Annotated in this window: 20 protein-coding genes; 12 read left to right on the top strand and 8 right to left on the bottom strand. The window is 71.1% G+C overall.

Annotated features, from left to right (window positions below; all coding sequences use genetic code 11):
• Positions 1-139: 139 nt before the first annotated feature.
• The 5 genes from ACZ4Z2_RS27960 to ACZ4Z2_RS27940 all read left to right on the top strand — a co-directional run bounded on the left by ACZ4Z2_RS27960 (position 140) and on the right by ACZ4Z2_RS27940 (position 5044).
• The gene (locus tag ACZ4Z2_RS27960) at positions 140-1318 is read left to right on the top strand and encodes a serine hydrolase domain-containing protein (protein ID WP_468079643.1); all 1179 of its coding nucleotides are present in this window, start codon (positions 140-142) and stop codon (positions 1316-1318) included.
• Positions 1319-1501: 183 nt separating this feature from the next.
• Positions 1502-1753 carry a hypothetical protein gene (locus tag ACZ4Z2_RS27955; RefSeq protein WP_468079641.1) on the top strand — a complete coding sequence of 84 codons (252 nt, stop codon included), beginning with the start codon at positions 1502-1504 and terminating at the stop codon, positions 1751-1753.
• Positions 1754-1891: 138 nt separating this feature from the next.
• The gene (locus ACZ4Z2_RS27950) at positions 1892-3193 is read left to right on the top strand and encodes a serine hydrolase domain-containing protein (protein WP_468079639.1); all 1302 of its coding nucleotides are present in this window, start codon (positions 1892-1894) and stop codon (positions 3191-3193) included.
• 212 nt (positions 3194-3405) lie between these two features.
• Entirely contained in the window at positions 3406-4395 is a 990-nt protein-coding gene (locus ACZ4Z2_RS27945) for a BtrH N-terminal domain-containing protein (protein ID WP_468079638.1), read from the top strand.
• A gap of 85 nt (positions 4396-4480) precedes the next feature.
• Entirely contained in the window at positions 4481-5044 is a 564-nt protein-coding gene (locus ACZ4Z2_RS27940; protein WP_468079637.1) for a dihydrofolate reductase family protein, read from the top strand.
• On the opposite strand, the gene ACZ4Z2_RS27935 is transcribed toward ACZ4Z2_RS27940, so the two are convergent.
• Entirely contained in the window at positions 5001-5981 is a 981-nt protein-coding gene (locus ACZ4Z2_RS27935) for a LysR family transcriptional regulator (RefSeq protein WP_468079635.1), read from the bottom strand. The genes ACZ4Z2_RS27940 and ACZ4Z2_RS27935 overlap by 44 nt on opposite strands.
• A 158-nt stretch (positions 5982-6139) precedes the next feature.
• Here ACZ4Z2_RS27935 and ACZ4Z2_RS27930 point away from each other — a divergent pair, with 158 nt between their 5' ends.
• Entirely contained in the window at positions 6140-7027 is an 888-nt protein-coding gene (locus tag ACZ4Z2_RS27930) for a PhzF family phenazine biosynthesis isomerase (protein ID WP_468079764.1), read from the top strand.
• Between the two features lie 235 nt (positions 7028-7262).
• On the top strand, positions 7263-7922 hold the full coding sequence (locus ACZ4Z2_RS27925; RefSeq protein WP_468079633.1) for a hypothetical protein: 660 nt from the start codon (positions 7263-7265) through the stop codon (positions 7920-7922).
• Between the two features lie 312 nt (positions 7923-8234).
• Here the strand turns inward: ACZ4Z2_RS27925 and ACZ4Z2_RS27920 are convergent, their stop codons facing one another.
• From ACZ4Z2_RS27920 to ACZ4Z2_RS27905, 4 genes are all read right to left on the bottom strand, one after another.
• Entirely contained in the window at positions 8235-8873 is a 639-nt protein-coding gene (locus tag ACZ4Z2_RS27920) for a DinB family protein (protein WP_468079632.1), read from the bottom strand.
• Positions 8860-9537, bottom strand: coding sequence for a hypothetical protein (locus ACZ4Z2_RS27915; protein WP_468079631.1), 678 nt, complete (start codon positions 9535-9537; stop codon positions 8860-8862). The genes ACZ4Z2_RS27920 and ACZ4Z2_RS27915 overlap by 14 nt, the downstream gene beginning before the upstream one ends.
• Before the next feature lie 139 nt (positions 9538-9676).
• Positions 9677-10300, bottom strand: coding sequence for a GNAT family N-acetyltransferase (locus ACZ4Z2_RS27910; RefSeq protein ID WP_468079629.1), 624 nt, complete (start codon positions 10298-10300; stop codon positions 9677-9679).
• A gap of 168 nt (positions 10301-10468) precedes the next feature.
• Entirely contained in the window at positions 10469-10702 is a 234-nt protein-coding gene (locus tag ACZ4Z2_RS27905; protein ID WP_468079627.1) for a hypothetical protein, read from the bottom strand.
• A gap of 181 nt (positions 10703-10883) precedes the next feature.
• Here ACZ4Z2_RS27905 and ACZ4Z2_RS27900 point away from each other — a divergent pair, with 181 nt between their 5' ends.
• The 3 genes from ACZ4Z2_RS27900 to ACZ4Z2_RS27890 all read left to right on the top strand — a co-directional run bounded on the left by ACZ4Z2_RS27900 (position 10884) and on the right by ACZ4Z2_RS27890 (position 14471).
• Positions 10884-11972 carry a glutamate--cysteine ligase 2 gene (locus ACZ4Z2_RS27900; RefSeq protein ID WP_468079626.1) on the top strand — a complete coding sequence of 363 codons (1089 nt, stop codon included), beginning with the start codon at positions 10884-10886 and terminating at the stop codon, positions 11970-11972.
• A 156-nt stretch (positions 11973-12128) separates the two neighbouring features.
• Positions 12129-13856, top strand: a complete 1728-nt coding sequence (locus tag ACZ4Z2_RS27895; protein ID WP_468079624.1) for a SpoIIE family protein phosphatase — start codon at positions 12129-12131, stop codon at positions 13854-13856.
• 165 nt (positions 13857-14021) lie between these two features.
• Positions 14022-14471: an ATP-binding protein gene (locus ACZ4Z2_RS27890; RefSeq protein ID WP_468079623.1), complete on the top strand. Its 450-nt coding sequence runs from the start codon at positions 14022-14024 to the stop codon at positions 14469-14471.
• 103 nt (positions 14472-14574) lie between these two features.
• Here the strand turns inward: ACZ4Z2_RS27890 and ACZ4Z2_RS27885 are convergent, their stop codons facing one another.
• The 3 genes from ACZ4Z2_RS27885 to ACZ4Z2_RS27875 all read right to left on the bottom strand — a co-directional run bounded on the left by ACZ4Z2_RS27885 (position 14575) and on the right by ACZ4Z2_RS27875 (position 16337).
• Positions 14575-15033: an ATP-binding protein gene (locus tag ACZ4Z2_RS27885; protein WP_468079622.1), complete on the bottom strand. Its 459-nt coding sequence runs from the start codon at positions 15031-15033 to the stop codon at positions 14575-14577.
• A 51-nt stretch (positions 15034-15084) separates the two neighbouring features.
• Positions 15085-15387 (bottom strand): DUF5133 domain-containing protein, encoded by a 303-nt coding sequence (locus ACZ4Z2_RS27880; protein WP_468079620.1) that lies wholly within the window; start codon positions 15385-15387, stop codon positions 15085-15087.
• Between the two features lie 83 nt (positions 15388-15470).
• On the bottom strand, positions 15471-16337 hold the full coding sequence (locus tag ACZ4Z2_RS27875) for a SigB/SigF/SigG family RNA polymerase sigma factor (protein ID WP_468079619.1): 867 nt from the start codon (positions 16335-16337) through the stop codon (positions 15471-15473).
• A gap of 357 nt (positions 16338-16694) precedes the next feature.
• Here ACZ4Z2_RS27875 and ACZ4Z2_RS27870 point away from each other — a divergent pair, with 357 nt between their 5' ends.
• Entirely contained in the window at positions 16695-17573 is an 879-nt protein-coding gene (locus ACZ4Z2_RS27870; protein WP_468079618.1) for an RNA polymerase sigma factor SigF, read from the top strand.
• A 119-nt stretch (positions 17574-17692) separates the two neighbouring features.
• Entirely contained in the window at positions 17693-18097 is a 405-nt protein-coding gene (locus tag ACZ4Z2_RS27865) for an STAS domain-containing protein (RefSeq protein WP_468079616.1), read from the top strand.
• Positions 18098-18196 lie beyond the last annotated feature (99 nt).

Raw genomic sequence — 18196 nt, 5'->3', positions numbered from 1 at the left:
CCCGGGGCCGCCTGAGCCGGCCCAGTCGCCCGAGTCGTTGGGGCAAGCGGTCTCCGCTGTACGATCGGGGCGTCGGCCTCATGGACGTCCCGTGGCGAACTCGCGGGCCCGCTGTCGGCAGCTACCGCAAGGATTTCGCATGAGGCTGCCCGCGTTCCGTGCCCCCGTCGTGCGCGCATCGCTGTCCGCTCTGGTGCTGGTGCTAGCAGGTTGCAGTACCAGCGGCGGCACCCCGGACGCCGCCCGTCCGCCGCACACGGGTTCTCCGTCCCCGGCCCCGGACATCACCGACGACGGGATCCAGGCGATCCTCGACAAAGGGCTGCCCCGCGGTGGGAGCGGTACGGTGATCGCCGCCCGGGGTGGTGAGGTGACGCATTGCGCCGGTTACGGCATGGCCGACCTGGCCCGCGGCATCCCGGCGAGCTGCGACACGGTGTACGACGTCATGTCGATGACCAAGTCGTTCACAGCTGTGGCGATCATGAAGCTGCAGACGGCGGGCAGGCTGCGCGTCAGCGACAGGATCGGCGAGTTCGTCGGTTCCGTCCCCGCGGACAAGCGCGCCATCACGATCCATCAGTTGCTCACCCACACCTCCGGGTTGCCGGAGGCGCTGGGCGACGACTACGACCCGATCTCCCGCGAGGAGATGATCGACGGAGCGGTCACGTCCGAGCTGGTCGCTCCGCCCGGCTCCCGGTTCTCCTACTCGAACCTGGGGTACAGCCTGTTGGCCGCCGTCATCGAGCGCGTCACCGGCATGGACTACGAGCACTTCCTGGCGCGGCAGATCTTCGCTCCCGCCGGGATGACGGACACCGGGTACGTCCTGCCGCGCCGGGACATGGAGCGGATCGCGGTGGAGTACGACGAACGGGGCGTCTCCCAGGGACGGCCGCTGGACCACCGATGGGCCGCTGACGGCCCGTACTGGAACCTGCGCGGCAACGGCGGTCTGCTGTCCACCGCGCGTGACATGTACCGTTTCCATCGCGCCCTGGCCGACGGCACCCTCCTCGACCGCGACGCGCGGGCCGCGATGTTCACGGCCCACTCCCCCACCGGCCTGCCCGGATATGACGGCTACGCCATCGGCTACGGGTGGGTCATCATGCCTGACGGCAGCCTCGCGACCCACTCCGGCGGCAACGGCTGGTCCTACGGCGTGAACGTGCACGCCGTCCACGGTGACCTGATGGTGTTCTGGATCAGCAACCAGGCTGTGCGAGAGGGGAGATGGGACCTCCAGGAGGTGGCTCGCCCCCTCACGCTCAAGCTGGTCGAGCGGTTGCGGGCCGGCTCGAACGGTCGGTGACATCCGTCCCCCGCGGCGGTGCGCGCTCACGAGGCCATGGTTCTCGGCGCCGCTCCGGGCAGGGAACCGAAGCAGGAACGGGTGCTCAATCCTGCCCCTTTCGGGCGGAGTTGCGTGTTCCACGGGTGATTGCCGGGTATCTCTTCCGGGCGGCGGGTCCTCCTGCCTCCCGGAGGGGGTGCCATGACAGGCAAGCACCAGATTCTGCGCAAGAACCGCGTCATCGGCCTGCTCATCACCCTGTCCGCGATCGCGGCCGCGATTCCCCTGGGCGCTCTGGCCTTCGCCGATCACGTGATCTGGGCGTACACCCTCTTCGAACTCCTGCTTGGTGTGCTGATCTTCGGTGTCGCCATGCTGATCATGGGTGACCACTTCGACGAGGCCGGGGGCGAAACGAGCGGGAACGACGGGGTCGGTCTCGGAGGGCTGTGACCCGCGCCCAGCGCCGCGCTCGGCGCGGTTCGGTGCTGACCACGCTCCTGTCACGATCGCGAGCCTGACGGGTGATCTTCTCGCGGCTCGGCGTCGTACCGGCCGTCGGCGCGGTTGTCGACCTCGATACTCCGGGCCATGAGATCAGCCCGTTCACCACGGCCGCGGCTCGCCGTGGTCACCGCACTGGCTGCACTGCTCGCCCTCGGCGCACCGGCCACCGCAGTCGGCACCACCGCCCGTGCCACACCCGACCGTACGCCCGGCGGCGCGGCCGTTGGGGCAGCGGCCGGCACGCCCGTCGGCGCGGCGGAGGGCGGCGGGCGTCGCCGCGCCTGCACCGGTTCCGGGGCGCCCGGGCGGGGCAAGGCGCGGGACATCCTTCGGATCGCCGAGCAGGCCCGCGCGGAGAAGGGGCTCAAGTCCGTGATCCTGCGGGTCACCCTCGGCGGCCGCGAGATCATCACCACGGCGCTCGGCGAGTCGATGACCGGGGTTCCGGCCCGGCCGGCCATGCACTTCCGCAACGGCAACATCGCCATCAGCTACATGGGCACAGCCCTGCTGCGGCTGGTGGACCAGGGGCGGGTCCGCCTCGACGACCCGGTCGCGCGGTGGCTGCCCGACCTCAAGGACGGCGAGCGGATCACCCTGCGCATGCTGGCCTCCTCCACCACGGGGCTCGCCGACTACGTCACCGCCCCCGGTTTCGCCCAGACCGTCGCCGCCAACCCCTTCCGCCAGTGGACGGCCGAAGAGCTGGTGGACGTCTCGACCAGCCGGAAGCGGTGGTACCGGCCGGGCACCAACTGGAACTACTCGCACGCCAACTTCGTTCTGCTCGGCGCCGCCCTGGAGAAGATCACCCGGACCCGGCTGGACGTCCTCCTCGAGCGCGAGGTCATGGGCCCGCTCGGGCTGCGTGAGACCCGCAACAGCTTCACGCCCGACATCCCCGAACCGGTACTGCACGCCTTCACCTCGGACCGGGGTACCTACGAGGAATCCACCTTCTGGAACCCGTCATGGACCACCGCCCCCGGCGCCGTGCAGACGACCGACATCTGCGACCTCGCCCGGTCCGCCACCGGCATCGGCTCCGGCACGCTCCTGTCCGCCGCCGCCTACCGGCAGCTCCTCGACCCGGGAACCGTGGGCCTGGGCAAGCCGACCCGTACCTGCCCGGCAGACATCTGTCTGGCCAACACGTCGAGGACCCACTACGGGATGGGTGTCCTCGTCCTCGGTGACTGGGTCGCCCAACACCCCCTCTTCTTCGGGTACTCCGCCTCCCAGGCATACCTCCCCGACCGGGACCTCGCCATCGCCGTCGCCACCACCCAAGGGCCCACCACCCCTGACGGGCACACCGCCCACACCATCGCCCAGCGCATCGCCGCCGCCCTCACCCCTGACCACCCCATCCCCACGTACCCGTAGGACAACCACCCGTAGGACTGGCGGACGGTCGACCGTGGGCGCGGGAGGTCCCGGGCAGCGGCGACGGCGCGCTCGGCTGCACGTCGCTTTCGGTCAGGGCCGGGACGGGGACATCGGTCCGGATGCCCGTCCGGATGCCGGTACTGTGTCGGACCGCTGGATGAGACCAGCCGGTGGTCCGGTCCGCAATCAACCGCCCGGGAGCGCTTCTCATGACTCAGGTCGACGGCATCGACGCCCGGGGTATGCAGCACTGCGAGACCACCACGCTCGCGGTGCTGCTGCGCCACCAGGGGCTCGACCTGTCCGAGGCCATGCTCTTCGGGCTGGGCGCGGGGCTGTCCTTCGTCTACTGGGACAGCAAGAGCATGGACTTCCCCTTCCTCGGAGGACGCGTCAAGCCCTTCGCCCTCACGACCGACCTCGCCGACAGGCTGGAGCTGGAACTCGAGGTGAAGGAGACGGCCTCGGCCCGCAAGGCATGGGAGAACGTGACGGCCGCCGTCGAGGCCGGGCGGCCCGTCGGACTGCAACTGGACAGCTACCACCTCGACTACTTCACCTCGCGCGTGCACTTCGGCGGGCACATCGTCGCGCTGTACGGGTACGACGACATGAACGCCCAGCTCGTCGACACGGCCCAGCAGGGCGGGGCGGTGACCACCAGCCTGGCCGGTCTCGCCCGGGCCCGGGCCGCCCGCGGGCCCATGACCGCCAGGCACCGCTCGTTCACCCTCACCGTTCCGGCGAACGCCGCTCCGCCCCGGGAGCGGATCGTCCCGGCGATCACCGCCTGCGCCGGGGCCTTCCTCAACCCGCCCATCGCCAATCTGGGCCACCGGGGTATCGAGAAAGCCGGCAAACTGGTACCCACCTGGCTCCAGCGGAGCGACGACCCGGAACGTGATCTGCCGCAGGCGGCCCTGCTGATGGAGAAGGCCGGCACCGGCGGCGCCCTCTTCCGCAACCTCTACCGCGACTTCCTCGCCGAATGCACCGAGTGGCTCGACAGCCCGCACCTGCGCACGGGGCACGCGCTGTACGCGGAAGCCGCCGGGCAATGGACGCACACCGCCGAACTCATCGCACACGCCGGTCGTACGGGCGAAGCCGAGTACCTCGTCCAGGCCGGCGCCCGCCTGCGCGAACTGGCGCGGACGGAACGCGAAGCCATGCAGGCGCTGAGCCGTCTGGAGCCATGAACAGGCACCCAGCCGTCCGGGGTCGTGAACCGGCGCCGGGCCGTCCGGGGCCACCAGCCGCCCCCCCTGTCCAGGAGGACTTCCGATGCGCAAGGTGACCTACTCGATGAACGTCTCACTCGACGGGTACATCGTCGGGCCGGACGGCGGCTTCGACTGGACAGGGCCGGACGAGGAGGTCTTCCGTTCCTGGATCGACGAGATCCGGGAGGTCGGCGTCCATCTGCTGGGGCGGCGGCTGTACGAGACGATGCTGTACTGGGAGACCGCCGACCAGGATCCCTCGCTCGACGACGCGCAGCGGGAGTGGGCCGCCCTGTGGAATCCGCTCCCCAAGGTGGTGTTCTCCACCACGCTGTCCACGGTCGAGGGCCATGCCCGCCTGGCCTCCGGCAACCTGACGGAGGAGATCGAGCGACTTCGGGCCGAGCCGGGGGCGGGTGACATCGCGATCGGGGGCGCGACGCTCGCCGCCGAGGCCGCCGCGCTGGGACTGATCGACGAGTACCGGATCAGGGTCTACCCGGTGCTGGTCGGCGGCGGCATTTCCTTCTTTCCCCGGCACGAGCGCCATGTGGACCTCGAACTCGTCCAGACCCGCACGTTCAGCTCGAAGGTCGTCCACCTCCGCTACCGCGTGGTGCGGTGAGAGCGGGCGTCGGGCCCTCCCCCTCCCCCCACTGCCGGGTCATCTCCACCGCGAGGGCCTGCGCCGCCGGGGACGTCCACCGCCTCCGGTGGCGGGCCAGCCGTACGGGGATCCCGGCGAAGTCCGGCGCGGGTACGCGCGCGAGTCGGCCCTGCCGCAGGTACTCCTCCACGGTCGTCAGCGGCAGCAAGGTCAGCCCCAGGCCGGCGGCGACGCATGAGCGCGCCGCGTCGACCCCGCCGAACCGGGTCAGTCGGGGGCGGGCGTCCGGCACGGCGAGCAGGCGCCGTTCCAGCGCGTCGCTGTACGAGCAGCCCTCCTCCAGCAGGAAGAACGTCTCCCTGGCCAACCGCTCCCAGGACGGGGCGCGTTCGCGTCCGGCGAGGGGGTGCCCGGAGGCGCAGACGAGGGCGAGTTCCTCCCGCGCCACCGTCTCGGCCACCACCTCGGGGAACGGGAGGTCCGCTTCGTCCTCCAGCAGCAGCGCCAGGTCGAGCCGCCCGGACCGCAGCCCTTCGACGCATTCGCCGGTGCCGGCCGCGTGCAGGTCGACGTCCACCTCGGGATGGCGGGCCCGCAGCGCGGCGATCAGCGGGGGCAGCCTGGTCGCACACAGCGACTCGGGGGTGCCGACCCGCACCCGTCCCCGTACGACCCCGTCGCCGTCGTCGCCGTCGTCGCCGTCCCCGGCACCGCCGGTCCGCAGCCGTGCCACGGCGTCGAGCACGTCCTGTGCTCCTTCCAGCCGCCGTCGCCCGGATTCGGTGAGCAGCGTTCCGGTGGGCAGCCGGTCGAACAGCCGGGTGCCCCAGTCCCGTTCCAGGGTGCGGATGTGGACGGTGACCGTGGACTGCGCCAGATGCAGTTCGCAGGCGGCCGCGGTGAAGCTGCCGGTCCGCGCGAGCGTGAGGAAGGTGTGCAGCAGTCGGGTGTCCACGGCGCCAGACTAGGCTGCCGTCGCCCTTCCTGCATCTATGCGGCTGATCGATGGGTTCGATCGGGGACGATCGTTGGACGCGATCGGTCGGACGCTGGCAGCGTGGGGGCATGACCAGCGACGCGTACGACAAGAACGGTGCGAGCGGCCTCAGGGCCATGGCAGTCCCCGGCCCGCACGGCGACTCGGCCGAGAGGGCCGCCGGGGTGCTGCGGTACTCCGCCTTCACGAACGACCCGGCGGGTGGCAACCCGGCCGGTGTGGTCCTCGACGCCTCCGCGCTCGACGACGCGGCCATGCTGGCGATCGCCGCCGAGGTGGGGTACTCGGAGACGGCCTTCGTCACCGCCGCCGACACCTCCGCACGCCGTTTCGGGGTCCGTTACTTCAGTCCGCTCGCCGAGGTGGCGTTCTGCGGCCACGCCACGGTGGCGCTGGCCGTGGCCCTCGCGGAACGACTGGGCGCGGGCGACCTCCTGTTCGACACGCCCGTCGGCGAGATTCCGGTCGCCACCGCGATCGACCCCGCCGACGGCACCGCCCGGGCGACCCTCACCAGCGTGCCGGCCCACTCCCGTCCCGCCACGCCGGACGAGCTGGACCAGACCCTCAAGGCCCTGCGCTGGTCCCGGGAGGACTTGGACACCGCCCTGCCTCCCCATGTGGCGTTCGGCGGCAACGACCACCTCGTTCTCGCCGCTGCCTCCCGGACCCGCCTCGCCGATCTGGACTACGACTTCGACGGGCTCGCCGACGTGATGCGCCGTTGCGGCTGGACGACGGTCCACCTGGTGTGGCGCGAGTCGCCGGACCGCTTCCACGCGCGTGACCCGTTCCCGGTGGGCGGTGTCGTCGAGGACCCGGCGACCGGCGCGGCCGCGGCGGCCTTCGGCGGCTACCTGCGCACCCTCGGCCTGATCACCGGCCCGTCGACGATCAGCGTCCGCCAGGGGGAGGACATGGGGCGCCCCAGTGACCTGCGGATCGACGTCTCGGGTGATGACGCCCGCGTGCGCGTCACGGGCGGGGCGGTGCGCATCGTGTGAGCCGGTGTGTGCGCCGGGAGATCGGGCGGTGTGGCACCGGCTGTGGCGGGTCGGCGGGCGGCGTGCAGAATCTAGCCAGGACGTGCGCCTGCCGATGGCTGGAACGCGTCCCTCTCCACCGAGCCGACGGGGCTCGGAGAGCACTCGAACCACCGAAGTGGGGGGCGGAAAATTGAACCTGACGCCGAGGAAGAGCCGCCGCAGACCCGGGGCCGTCCGGACTGCCGTGTTGAGCGTGTGCGCCGTAGCGGCGCTGGGCCTGACGGGTTGCTCCGGGGACGGCGGCACGGAGGACACCGGCGGCGACGCACAGCCGAGCGTGACGGCGACGAGCGGCGCCGACAAGGGGGGCAAGAAGGGGGCGAACGCCGGTACGACGAGCGGTACGTCAGGGGCGAAGGCTTCCACGGGCACGGACGCGGACGGGGGCTCGGACGCGGACAGCGGCGGGAAGTCGGGCGGCGGCGCTCCGGTCACCTCCAAGCCGTCCGAGCCCGCGACGACGGGGTCCGGGGGCGGCGGAGGCGGTGCGGGCGACGGTGACGACTGCGACCACAAGATGCCCATCTCCCCCGACGAGATCGCGGTCTACCGCTACACCCCGGAGGGCGGGTCGCTGAACCTGATCGTCAAGCACGGCAACTGGGGGTGCGGGACCCCCGACTCGGACGGGGCGCCGTTCGAGACGGTCGGCAAGGAGACGTACATCCCGATGGACCAGGCCGCGTACGTCACCGTGACCAACCCCATCGTCGAGAGCACCACGAACCAGAAGATCGGCGTCCAGGAGTTCCTCGACTGGCTCGACGCGAACCCGAACTCGGGGCTCGTCTTCACGTACCACCTCGGGGACAACGGAGCCATCGACCGCCTCGAAGAGGTCTTCACCCCGTAGGTGCCGGTTGGACAGTGAACGACCGCGGTGGACCTTCGGCCCGTATGCGCGCGCAACGCGCGCCGGTCCGCCGCGGTACGGAAGCGGGGTCTCGGACACGGACGGCGGGAGTGCCTACGATCTGCTCACTCGGCGGCTGGCGTCCAAGCCGACCGCGGGCGCGGCGCTGCGGCGGGGCGCCGGGCTGCTGCGCGGCTCGGCATCCCCACCCCCGCTCGGCACCTTGCGATTGTCGGCCCGTGCCTACCGGAGGGCTCGCAGGGAGCGCTGATCGTCCGGTCGGGCTCCGGGCCGTCGGGTGGACTCGCCGCGTCAGTCGTCGCGGTCGGCTTCCTTCGCCGCCAGTTCCAGTCGGTTCCTGTAGTTCTCCCACCATGCCGCGCCCCCCGGCACGAGACCCGTGTTGGTCTCGCTCATTCCCACGGCTCCGTCCAGCAGTTCCCTGATGATGTCGGCGTGGCCGGCATGGCGCTGGGTGTCGGCCGTCACCCGGACGACGGCGTGGTGGAGGGTCACCTCGTCGCGGCCGCTCGGCCACCACGGCACCCTGCCGACCGTGTCGAGGGGCAGCGCGTCGATCGTCGCGTCCGCGTGCGCCCAGGCCCGGCGGTAGAGGTCCACGAGGTGCGCCCGGGACTCCTCCGCGGTGGCCCACATGTCCGCGTTCGGCTCCGCGTCGTCGTCGAGCCAGGGCAGCGGTTCACCCGACGGGCGCCCGAAGGTGTCGCCCAGGTAACCGAGTTCGACGGAGGCGGCGTGCTTGACCAGGCCGAGGAGGTTGGTGCCGGTGGGAGTCATCGGGCGGCGGACGTCGTTCTCCGAGAGACCTTCCAGCTTCCAGAGCAGGGCGTCGCGGGCCGACTGGAGATAGAAGCGGAGATCGGACTTGGGGCCGGTGGGGTCTGCGGCACGCGTCAGATGTGCGGCACTCGTGGGGTCAGGTGCGGTCATGAGGGTCAGTCTGCCGCTCCCGTGATCCGTGTCCACCGGATTCCCGGGACAGCGCACCGCGCCCGTCCGCCCGACCTCGGGGCCTCCTTCCGCTGGTGGACAACAGGAGGGTGCCGCGCAGTGTTAGGCGTGGGTCGAGGGCGAGCGTGGCCATGAGGTCGAGGTCCTCGGGCGCCATGCCGGCCTCGATCAGCTGTTCCCGTAGCTCGGTCGAGCTCACGTACGCCATGAGGCAGGAGCCGGTACCGCCCTCGTGGGAGCCCTGCCAGCCCTCGCTGGTGACGTCCGTGAGGCCGAGGTCGCGCATGGCCCGGTGGACGGTCCCGGCCCGGGTCGGGTCGTTGCCCCTGGCCCTGAGGGCGGTGAGTATCGCGGTCTCGTACCGTTCGAAGACGCGGTACGCCCGCGCGAACGCCCCGTCCGGGAGTGGGTCGGTGGTCACGTCATGGCGCACGGCGGTCAGCCGAGGGTGCCGAACGATGTGCTGCGGTCGAAGGTCCGTGGCGATCACCTCCCCGGTCGGGCCGACCCGCTCGGCCATCCAGACGACCACCGTGCCGGAGCCCGCCCCGATCTCCAGGCAGCGGGCGCCGGGGCGCACTCCCGCCTGGGTGAGGCGGGCCGCGGTGAACCCGTCGTACATCTGGCTGAGCGAGTCCAGCATGCGGGCTTCGGGCGAAGGGCCCGACGGGTTCGGGGCAGGTGCTGAAATGGTGGGGCTCCCGAGCGGCGGCGTCAGCTGATTGCCTAACCGCCGCCTGACGGTCTGTCAATCGTGCGGCGCTCGCGGGGAGGCCGGGGTGCTACGTCGTGCGGCCCAGGTACGTCACCGGGCCCGGGTCCGGGACGTCGATCTCGTGGAAGCCCAGGCGCTCGTAGAAGGCGCGGGCCGGGGTGTTGGCGGTCAGCATGGAGAGGTGGACGGCGTGCACCGCTCTCTCGCGCAGGGCCCCCAGGAAGGTGTTCATCAGGGCTCGGCCGTGGCCCTGCCCCTGCCAGGCGGGGAGCAGGTCGATGTGCAGATGGGCGGGGTAGGCGGCCACCTCGGGGACGAGCATGCGCTCGGGGCGGTACAGCAGCTCGGTGATCGCCTCGTCGGGGGTGCCCGGTGGGGAGGGCGGCTCGGGGAAGCGGTCCGCCACGCGGGGCAGCCACTTCGTACGGAAGTCCGCCACGAAGGCGGGGGTGTCCGCGGTGCCGAGGATGTAGCCGACGGCCCGGCCCTCGCCGTCGTCCAGGACGAAGGTCAGGTCGGGTTCCAGGTGGGCGTAGGGCGTCGCGAAGATCGCCGGGAAGATGTCGGGGTCGGCGTAGTGGGGGCGGCTGTCCTTGCCGTTGTGGGCGGTGCGGACGCAGATCTCGTGGAGGGCCTCGGCGTCCTCGGGCCGGTAGGGGCGTACTGCGGCGGGCGCCGCGGGTCGGGTCATCGCAGCATCCTGGGCTGCGCGGAGCCGTTCCGACAACACCCGTTCCGACCCGGGGTGGGCTCCTCGGTGCCGGGAGTCCCCCGTACGGCTTCCGCTGGTGCGGGCCCGGACAGGGGTACGCCCGGGTGAGGGGTCCTCACCCGGGCGTGGGGATGTCCCCGCTGCCGGTCAGCCCGCCAGGCGTCGGCTCAGCAGTTGCTTGCCGAGTTCGGCTCCCTTGCGGCTGTCGGCCTGTGCCTTGCGGAACAGCTCGGCCACCTCGTTGTCGCCGGCCCGCTCCGCGTCCTGGATGTAGGTCTCGAGACGCAGCGCGTTCTCCAGGCAGGCCTCGACGTACCAGATCAGGTTGTAGTCCTTGTCGGCCGTGCCGGTCACATGGCCGGTCTCAGCTGTGCTGGTCACGTTCTCCTCCTCCTTGGTCGGGGGCTGGTGCCACGCCGGTCCGGCGCGGCTTCCGGAGCGCAGCACGGGTACCCGGACCTCAGCGGCGTACACGGCGCGTGTGCCGATCGACGAACAGGTGTCCCGGCCCCGTCCGAGGGCACACGGCTGTCACCACCTCATGGGAGAAGGGCCAGATCACGTGCGTACCGTCGGAGTGGAAGAAGAACTCCTCTTGGTCGATCCGGAGACCGGTGAGCCTCAGGCCAGGGCCGCGGCGGTGCTCGCGCGCGCCTCGCGAGACGGCACGGGGCAGGACGTGTTCGAGAAGGAGCTGCATGACGAGCAGGTCGAGTTCGCCACGCATCCGCAGTCGGCGATGACGGACCTGGGATCGGAGATCGTCCGCTGCCGCAAGGACGCGGCACGGCACGCCGAGGAGGTCGGCGGGGCTGTCGTGGCGCTGGCCACCTCGCCGCTGCCCGTGCACCCGACGATCACGATGAACAGCAGGTACCAGTGGATGGCCCGGGAGTTCGGGCTCGACACCCAGGTGCAGCTGGTCTGCGGATGTCATGTACATGTATCAGTGGAGTCCGAGGACGAGGGCGTCGCGGTGCTGGACCGTATCCGGCCGTGGCTGTCCGTGCTGACGGCGCTCAGCGCGAACTCGCCGTTCTGGCAGGGCCGGGACAGCGGGTACGCCAGTTACCGCAGTCAGGTGTGGGACATGTGGCCGATGGCGGGTCCCACCGAGATCTTCGGCTCGGCCGAGCGGTACCACCGGTGCGTGGAGGAGCTGACGGCCACGGAGGTCGTCCGGGACGAGGGGATGGTGTACTTCGAGGCGCGGCTGTCCCAGCGGTATCCGACCGTGGAGGTCAGGGTCGCGGACGTGTGCCTGCACCCCGACACGGCGGTGCTCGTAGCGGCACTGATCCGGGGGCTCGTCGACACCGCCGCACGGGAGTGGCGGGCCGGCCGGGAACCGTTCGGCCACACCCCCGGGCTGCTGCGGCTGGCCCGGTGGCGGGCCAGCCGGTCCGGTATGACGGGGAACCTGCTGGACCCGGCGACGATGCGTCCTCGGGCCGCCGGTGAGGTGATCCGCTCGCTGCTGGACCACGTCGAGGAGGCCCTCGCGGACAACGGCGATCTCGATCTGGTCCGGGAGTCGGTCGCCACGCTGTCGCGGCGGGGCAACGGGGCGCGAGTGCAGCGGGAGGTGATGGAGCGGACGGGCAGTCTGCGTGAGGTGGTAGCCGCCTGCGTACGGCAGACTCAGGCATAGAGGTCCCCCTGGTCGGGTGGCCCTCACTGGGCGAAGATGTCGTGCGCGTAGGTCGGCACGGACGGGGTATTGCGTTCCGAGCGTGTGTCGGCACTCCCCTCTCCCGGCGAGGGGCCGACGGCCCCGTTGGCAGTCTCGAAGGCAAGGAACCCGAGCATGAGCGCGTGGAGTCCTGACCACACCGCCGGGCGGCCGCTCGGTCCCGCGGTGCGGTCACCGGGCGAACTGCCCGACCTGGTCCACGCGGGCATGTACGTGGTGGACGACCATGGCTCGATCGTCGCGGTGAACACCCGGGCGGAGTTCCTGCTCGGCCGTACCGCCGCCGGGCTCGTCGGCCGGGACGCCCACGACCTGCTGCACCGGGACAGCCTGGGGCAGAGCAAACCACGGGCGGCCTGCCCCATGATGCACGCGTTCCTCGGCGGCAGTACGCGCGGCGGGCAGCACGAGTGGTTCGCCCGCGGCGACGGCACGCTGCTGCCGGTGTCCTGGCTGGTCACCCCGTGCAAGCTGGACGGGGGCGTCCTGGGCGCGGCGGTCCTGTTCTACGAGACGGACCCCGAGGAAGGGCTCCCCTCGACGGCGTCCTCGCCGACGCTGTCGCAGCTGGACCGGCTGGCGCTGCTCGCCGAGACGACGACCCGGCTGACGTCCACGCTGGACTCCGAGGAGGCCGTGGCCCGGCTGGTGCGGCTGGTGGTGCCGCGGCTAGCGGACTGGGCGGTGGTCGACCTGATCACCGAGAGCGAGGACGTCTGGCGGACCACGGTCGCGACCCATCAGGGCGGTGCCGTGGTGCGGTGCGAGGAACTGGAGGGCCCGCTGCCGCCGGTGCACGAGGAGTCGCTCATGCCGCTGTCGCGGGCGCTGCGCGGGGCGGCGTCCACCCTGGCGGGGCCGGAGACGTACCAGGGGCCGCCGGACTCGGGGATCGCGGTGGCGCAGCAGCGGCTGTTCAAGGTGACGGGGATGCGCTCGGCCGCGATCGCGCCCATCAGGGGGCCGCGCGCGGTGCTGGGCGCCCTCACACTGGGCCGCAACGCCGATTCCGGGGCGATGACGGACGCCGAGCTGTCGCTGCTGGAGGACATCGCCCGGCGGGCGGGGCTGGCACTGGAGAACGCCCGGCTGTACCAGCGGCAGCGGCACATCGCCGAGACCATGCAGCGGCACCTGCTCCCGCAGCTGCCCGAGGTGCCGGGGCTGAGCATGGCCGCCCGGTATGTGCCGGCGTCGCAGTCGGCGCAGGTCGGCGGCGACTGGTACGACGCGTTCCCGCTGGCCGACGGGGCGACGGCGGTGGCCATCGGGGACGTCGTCGGGCACAACATCGACGCGGCCGCCGGGATGGCGCAGGTCCGCAACATGCTCCGCGCCTACGCCTGGGCGCTGGAGGAGCCGCCGAGCGACATCGTGGAGCGGCTGGACCAGGCGGTGGTGAACGTGGCCGAGGCGTCCATGGCGACCTTGATCTTCGGCAGGGTGGAGCGGAGCGCCGGAGGGTGGGCGCTGCGGTGGACCAACGCCGGTCATCCGCCGCCGTTGCTGATCACGCACGACGGGCGGTCCGCGTTCCTCGACGAGGAGCACGACCATCTGCTCGGCACCGGTCTCAGCCGCAGCCGTGGTGACACGCTGACACCGCTGCCGCCGCTGGCCACGCTGGTGCTGTACACGGACGGCCTGATCGAATCGCCCGGGCACGTCCTGGACCGGGGCATGGCCCGGCTGCGGCAGCACGCCGCGGCGCTCGCCCACCGTCCTCTGCATGTGTTCTGCGACCTGCTGCTGGAGCGCGCGCGTCCCGCGGACAACGACGACGACGTGGCGCTGCTGGTTCTGCGGACACCTGCCGAAGAAGGTGAGTCGGCTGGGCGGTAACGGGCACTCGTACGGCGAGAGCGGCATGAGGCCACTGTCTTCCCCAATGCCCCACACATCCCTACCATTTCGAACGCGTAGCCGCTCTCATCGGGGGAAGCACGTGCCTCGGAGAGGAACGCGACGTCGCGTTCGCCTTCGATGAGCCGAGCGGGGAAAGACGAGATGGCAACAGAGCCGTGTTGGGACGACAAACTGCCTTCCGAGGAGATTCAGAGGAGCCACGCCGCCTTCGACGGAGAACTCGGCGACGTGACGGGTGCCCGTGCGACAGCCGAGGAGTTCCTCGGCGCGCTGTCCCGTACGTCCCTGCCCTCCGCCCAGGAGCACTGGGACGACATCCTGCTGGTGGTGACCGAGCTGGCCGCGAACGCGGTGCAGTACGCCCCGGGGCCGTTCGAGCTCACCATGCGCCGCACGTACGACGGGGTGCACGTGATGATGCACGACACGAGCGTCACCTCGCCGGAGCCGCGCCCCTTCCATCCGAGCAAGGGCGGCGGCGGTATCGGCTGGTATCTGATCCACACGCTGTGCGACGAGGTGAGCGTGGTGGTGCACGACGGCGAGGGCAAGGAGCGGGGCAAGGACATCCACGTCTTCCTGCCCTGGTGAGACGCCTTCCCGCCCGGTGAGGGGGCGGACAGACTGTGAGGGCACAGGCGGAAGCGCCCCGGCCGGTGGCCGGGGCGCTTTCCGGTGTGATCCGGCGGTGCGATCAGGTCAGCGGTACCAGAACACTGATCGTCTTGCCGCCCGACGCCGGGGTGCGGACGTCGACCTCGCTGGACAGCCGGTTGATCAGCGGCCAGCCGTATCCGCTGCCCTCGTGGGAGCGGGGCGGCATGCCGGGGCCGTGGGCGGCGGCGGGGACGGCGGGACTGTAGTCCCGCACGGCCAGCCGTACGCCGGCCGCGGTGACGCTCACGTCGAAACCGGCCAGCCCTCCGCCGTGCCGGACCGCGTTGGTGACCAGTTCGGAGACGACCAGGAGCAGGTCGATCATGGCCGCCTCACTCGGCGGTCCGGACGGCGAGAGCCACCGCTCCCCCACGACCGAGCGCACATGACGGCGGGCGGCCGCGGCGCTGGTGATGGTCACCGGCGGGCACGCCGCCGCGACGGACGGGCCCTCGGTGGGGGCGGTGCTCTGCTTGCCGACCGGTCGGCGTTCCATCGCCGTCACGGTGTGCGCGAGGGCAGCGAAGGGCGGCGACAGGTGTGTGCGTCAGTGTTCATGAAGCGCCGCATACCCGCTCCGGCCCGGACCATGGCTGTCGAGATCACCACTTGTTCCCATCCCGTGCCCGCACAGCTCGGCCGTTGCGGTGGCCTGCGCGGCGGCGAGCTGCCGGCGCGCGGCCTCCAGAGCCTGCCTCACGTCGCGGGTGCCCGTGGACACACACAACGTGTACGCGAGATCCTGCGCGCGGCGAGCGGCCTGCGGGTCCTTCTGCTCGCCCTCGGACGCCTTGAGCGACTCGTACTCCTCGACGAGCCGGCGCAGGGTCGCGGGATGGGGCATCAGCATCTGTTCTGCTCCTGGGGGATCTGGACGACAGGATTCATGGACGGGTGGTCCGAGTGCGACGCGGTGACCGTGGTGCGGTCGCTTCAGTCGCCGCGAGTGCGCCGGCCGTCGCGGCCGCCGGTTTCGGCGGACTGGCCGAGGGCCTCCTCGCGGACCCGTGCGCAGCTGCGGCTGATGAGACGGGAGACGTGCATCTGGGAGATGCCGAGGCGGTCGGCGATACGGTTCTGGGTCATGTCCTCGAAGAAGCGCATGTAGAGGATGGCGCGCTCGCGTTCGGGCAGCCGGCGCAGTCCTTCCTTCGCCGCCTCCCGGTCGACGACGACGTCGTACGCCTCGTCGCACGAGCCGAGGGTGTCGGCGAGGCTGTAGCCGTCGTCCCCCGAGGACATCTCGGCGTCGAGCGACAGGGCGCTGAAGCTCTCCAGCGCCTCCATCCCCGCGTTGACCTCTTCCTCGGTGAGCCCGGTGTGGGCGGCGATCTCGGCGACCGAGGGCTCGGTGGCGCCGGAGGTCTGGCTGAGTTCGCGGCGGGCGACGCGCACCTTGTTGCGCAGGTCCTGCACGCGCCGGGGAACCCTGAGGGTCCACATCCGGTCGCGGAAGTGCCGTTTGATCTCTCCTGTGATCGTGGGCACGGCGTAGCTCTCGAACGCCCCCCGCTCGGGCTCGTAGCGGTCCACCGCCTTCACCAGGCCCATCGCGGCGACCTGGCGCAGGTCCTCCAGCGACTCGCCACGGTTGCGGAAGCGGCCGGCGATACGGTGCGCCATGGGCAGCCATGCCTGTACGAGTGCGTCTCGTACGGCGTCCCGTTCGGGTCCCTCGTCCATGGCGGCCAGCCGGGCGAAGGCGGAGGCGGTGTCGGGGGCGTCGTCGTGTGCCCTTCTGTCGGTGGTGCCGGGGCGGGCGGACGTACCGGATCCGTTTGCGGACACGTTGACCAGCATGCGGAATCGCTCCTGAACGACGCGGTCAGGGACTCGCGGAGGGGACGGTGGGCGGTCGGGAGAGGCCCGCACCCGGAACATCGTCTCCTCCGGCGTGCCTCCGAAACGGAGGCGTGGACAACCGTTTGCCCCTCGAATCGGGAGGCAAACAACGGTGCGCTCATTCTTCTTGGCGCGGTTGCGGTGCGGGCGGCAGGCCGATGAGGAGGCCGGACGGCCGGGACTCGGCCCGTGGGGGTGACTTCCGGCCAGAGTGCGGAGGCCAGGGGCCCCTTTCGGGGCGGAGTGGGACTGACTTGGGGAGACGGGGGCAGGCGGGGGGTGGCAGCAAGCATTCGGGCGGAAGGGGTGGACGGCATGGCAGCCGTGACGGCAGCGCGGAGAACGGCCACGGCACACGAGACGGTTCTGACCGAGGGGGCGGCGCTGCCGCGGATCGAGGACCCGTCGCGGATCAAGCCGAAGGACGCTCGGGCGCTGTCGCGGCAGTTCTTCGACCGGCTGGCCGTGCTGGACGAGGGGACGCACGACTACCAGTACGTACGCAACACGCTGATCGAGATGAACCTCTCGCTGGTGCGGTACGCCGCCTCGCGCTTCCGCGGCCGTGAGGACTCCCAGGAGGACATCGTCCAGGTCGGGACGATCGGCTTGATCAAGGCCATCGACCGGTTCGAGCTGTCCCGTGAGGTGGAGTTCACGACGTTCGCCGTCCCCTACATCGTCGGCGAGATCAAGCGCTTCTTCCGGGACACGAGCTGGGCCGTGCATGTGCCGCGGCGGCTCCAGGAGGCGCGCGTGGAGCTGGCCAAGGCCACGGACGAGCTGCAGTCCCGGCTGGGCCGTATGCCGACGACCCGTGAGTTGTCGGAGCTGATGTCCCTGTCCGAGGAGGAGGTCATCGAGGCGCGCAAGGCGTCCAACGGCTACAACACCTCCTCGCTGGACGCGGCGCTCACCTTCGACGGCGGTGAGGACGGCGACACGGTGCTGGGCGACCTCATCGGCGAGCTGGATCCGTCGCTGGAACTCGTCGAGGACTTCCATTCGTTGGCGCCGCTGATCGCCCGGCTCGACGAGCGCGAGCGCCGGATCATCCATCTGCGGTTCGTGGAGGAGCTCACCCAGTCCCAGATCGCCGCGCAGCTCGGTGTCTCCCAGATGCATGTGTCCCGTTTGATCAGCCGCATCATCAAGCGGCTGCGCACGGGTCTTCTGGAACCGGGAGTTGCCTGATCACGCCCCGTGTGGACGGTCGAATCGCGGGTATGCGCACGGGCGCGTCGCCGAGCGATGCGTCGAATCCGTTGATCGGGGCACTCGGTCCCGATCGGTAGCGCCTGTGGGAGGCCCTTGTGTCCGTTGCCCAGAATCCCCTGTCGATCAAGGTGGATCTGCCGCGCGAGGACGCTGTTCTGCTCACCATCGAAGGGGAACTGGACATCGATACGGCGACCGAGCTGCAACATCATCTGGCGAATCAACTGAGCCACGGTCGACGGCACTTCCTCCTCGATGTCTCGGCCGTCCCCTTCATGGACTCGTCCGGAATGAACATCATCCTGCGGACCTATCAGGAGGTGCGGGAGATCCCGGGGGGTGTGTACGTCATCTCCCCGACGCCGGCCGTGCGCCGGATCCTCGATCTCACGGGGGTCAGCCTCACCGTGGCGACGATGGACAGCGTCGACGAGGCGCTGGCGGCCGTGGACTCCGGCCGGTTGCCGAACCGGCCGGACGAGCCGTCGGCCGAGGCGTAGTGGCCGGAGGAGGCGACGGGCGGCCCGCTTGAGCCGTGTCCGCCGGTGGGCGGCGTGGGGGTCGCACAGGAGGTCGATGGTTGCCGTTTGACAACTGTC

This window comes from Streptomyces sp. NPDC030183, assembly GCF_055573455.1.
Note: the sequence above shows the minus strand (reverse complement) of the source record. Positions and strands in the feature narration are given on the sequence as shown.

Excerpts from the sequence above, each read along its gene's own strand:
- ACZ4Z2_RS27890 (WP_468079623.1), top strand. The coding sequence starts at position 14,022 with ATGGCAACAGAGCCGTGTTGGGACGACAAACTGCCTTCCGAGGAGATT.
- ACZ4Z2_RS27875 (WP_468079619.1), bottom strand. The coding sequence starts at position 16,337 with ATGCTGGTCAACGTGTCCGCAAACGGATCCGGTACGTCCGCCCGCCCC.
- ACZ4Z2_RS27930 (WP_468079764.1), top strand. The coding sequence starts at position 6,140 with ATGGCAGTCCCCGGCCCGCACGGCGACTCGGCCGAGAGGGCCGCCGGG.
- ACZ4Z2_RS27870 (WP_468079618.1), top strand. The coding sequence starts at position 16,695 with ATGGCAGCCGTGACGGCAGCGCGGAGAACGGCCACGGCACACGAGACG.
- ACZ4Z2_RS27910 (WP_468079629.1), bottom strand. The coding sequence starts at position 10,300 with ATGACCCGACCCGCGGCGCCCGCCGCAGTACGCCCCTACCGGCCCGAG.
- ACZ4Z2_RS27920 (WP_468079632.1), bottom strand. The coding sequence starts at position 8,873 with ATGACCGCACCTGACCCCACGAGTGCCGCACATCTGACGCGTGCCGCA.
- ACZ4Z2_RS27915 (WP_468079631.1), bottom strand. The coding sequence starts at position 9,537 with ATGCTGGACTCGCTCAGCCAGATGTACGACGGGTTCACCGCGGCCCGC.
- ACZ4Z2_RS27940 (WP_468079637.1), top strand. The coding sequence starts at position 4,481 with ATGCGCAAGGTGACCTACTCGATGAACGTCTCACTCGACGGGTACATC.
- ACZ4Z2_RS27955 (WP_468079641.1), top strand. The coding sequence starts at position 1,502 with ATGACAGGCAAGCACCAGATTCTGCGCAAGAACCGCGTCATCGGCCTG.
- ACZ4Z2_RS27895 (WP_468079624.1), top strand. The coding sequence starts at position 12,129 with ATGAGCGCGTGGAGTCCTGACCACACCGCCGGGCGGCCGCTCGGTCCC.
- ACZ4Z2_RS27880 (WP_468079620.1), bottom strand. The coding sequence starts at position 15,387 with ATGCTGATGCCCCATCCCGCGACCCTGCGCCGGCTCGTCGAGGAGTAC.
- ACZ4Z2_RS27945 (WP_468079638.1), top strand. The coding sequence starts at position 3,406 with ATGACTCAGGTCGACGGCATCGACGCCCGGGGTATGCAGCACTGCGAG.
- ACZ4Z2_RS27960 (WP_468079643.1), top strand. The coding sequence starts at position 140 with ATGAGGCTGCCCGCGTTCCGTGCCCCCGTCGTGCGCGCATCGCTGTCC.
- ACZ4Z2_RS27885 (WP_468079622.1), bottom strand. The coding sequence starts at position 15,033 with ATGGAACGCCGACCGGTCGGCAAGCAGAGCACCGCCCCCACCGAGGGC.
- ACZ4Z2_RS27950 (WP_468079639.1), top strand. The coding sequence starts at position 1,892 with ATGAGATCAGCCCGTTCACCACGGCCGCGGCTCGCCGTGGTCACCGCA.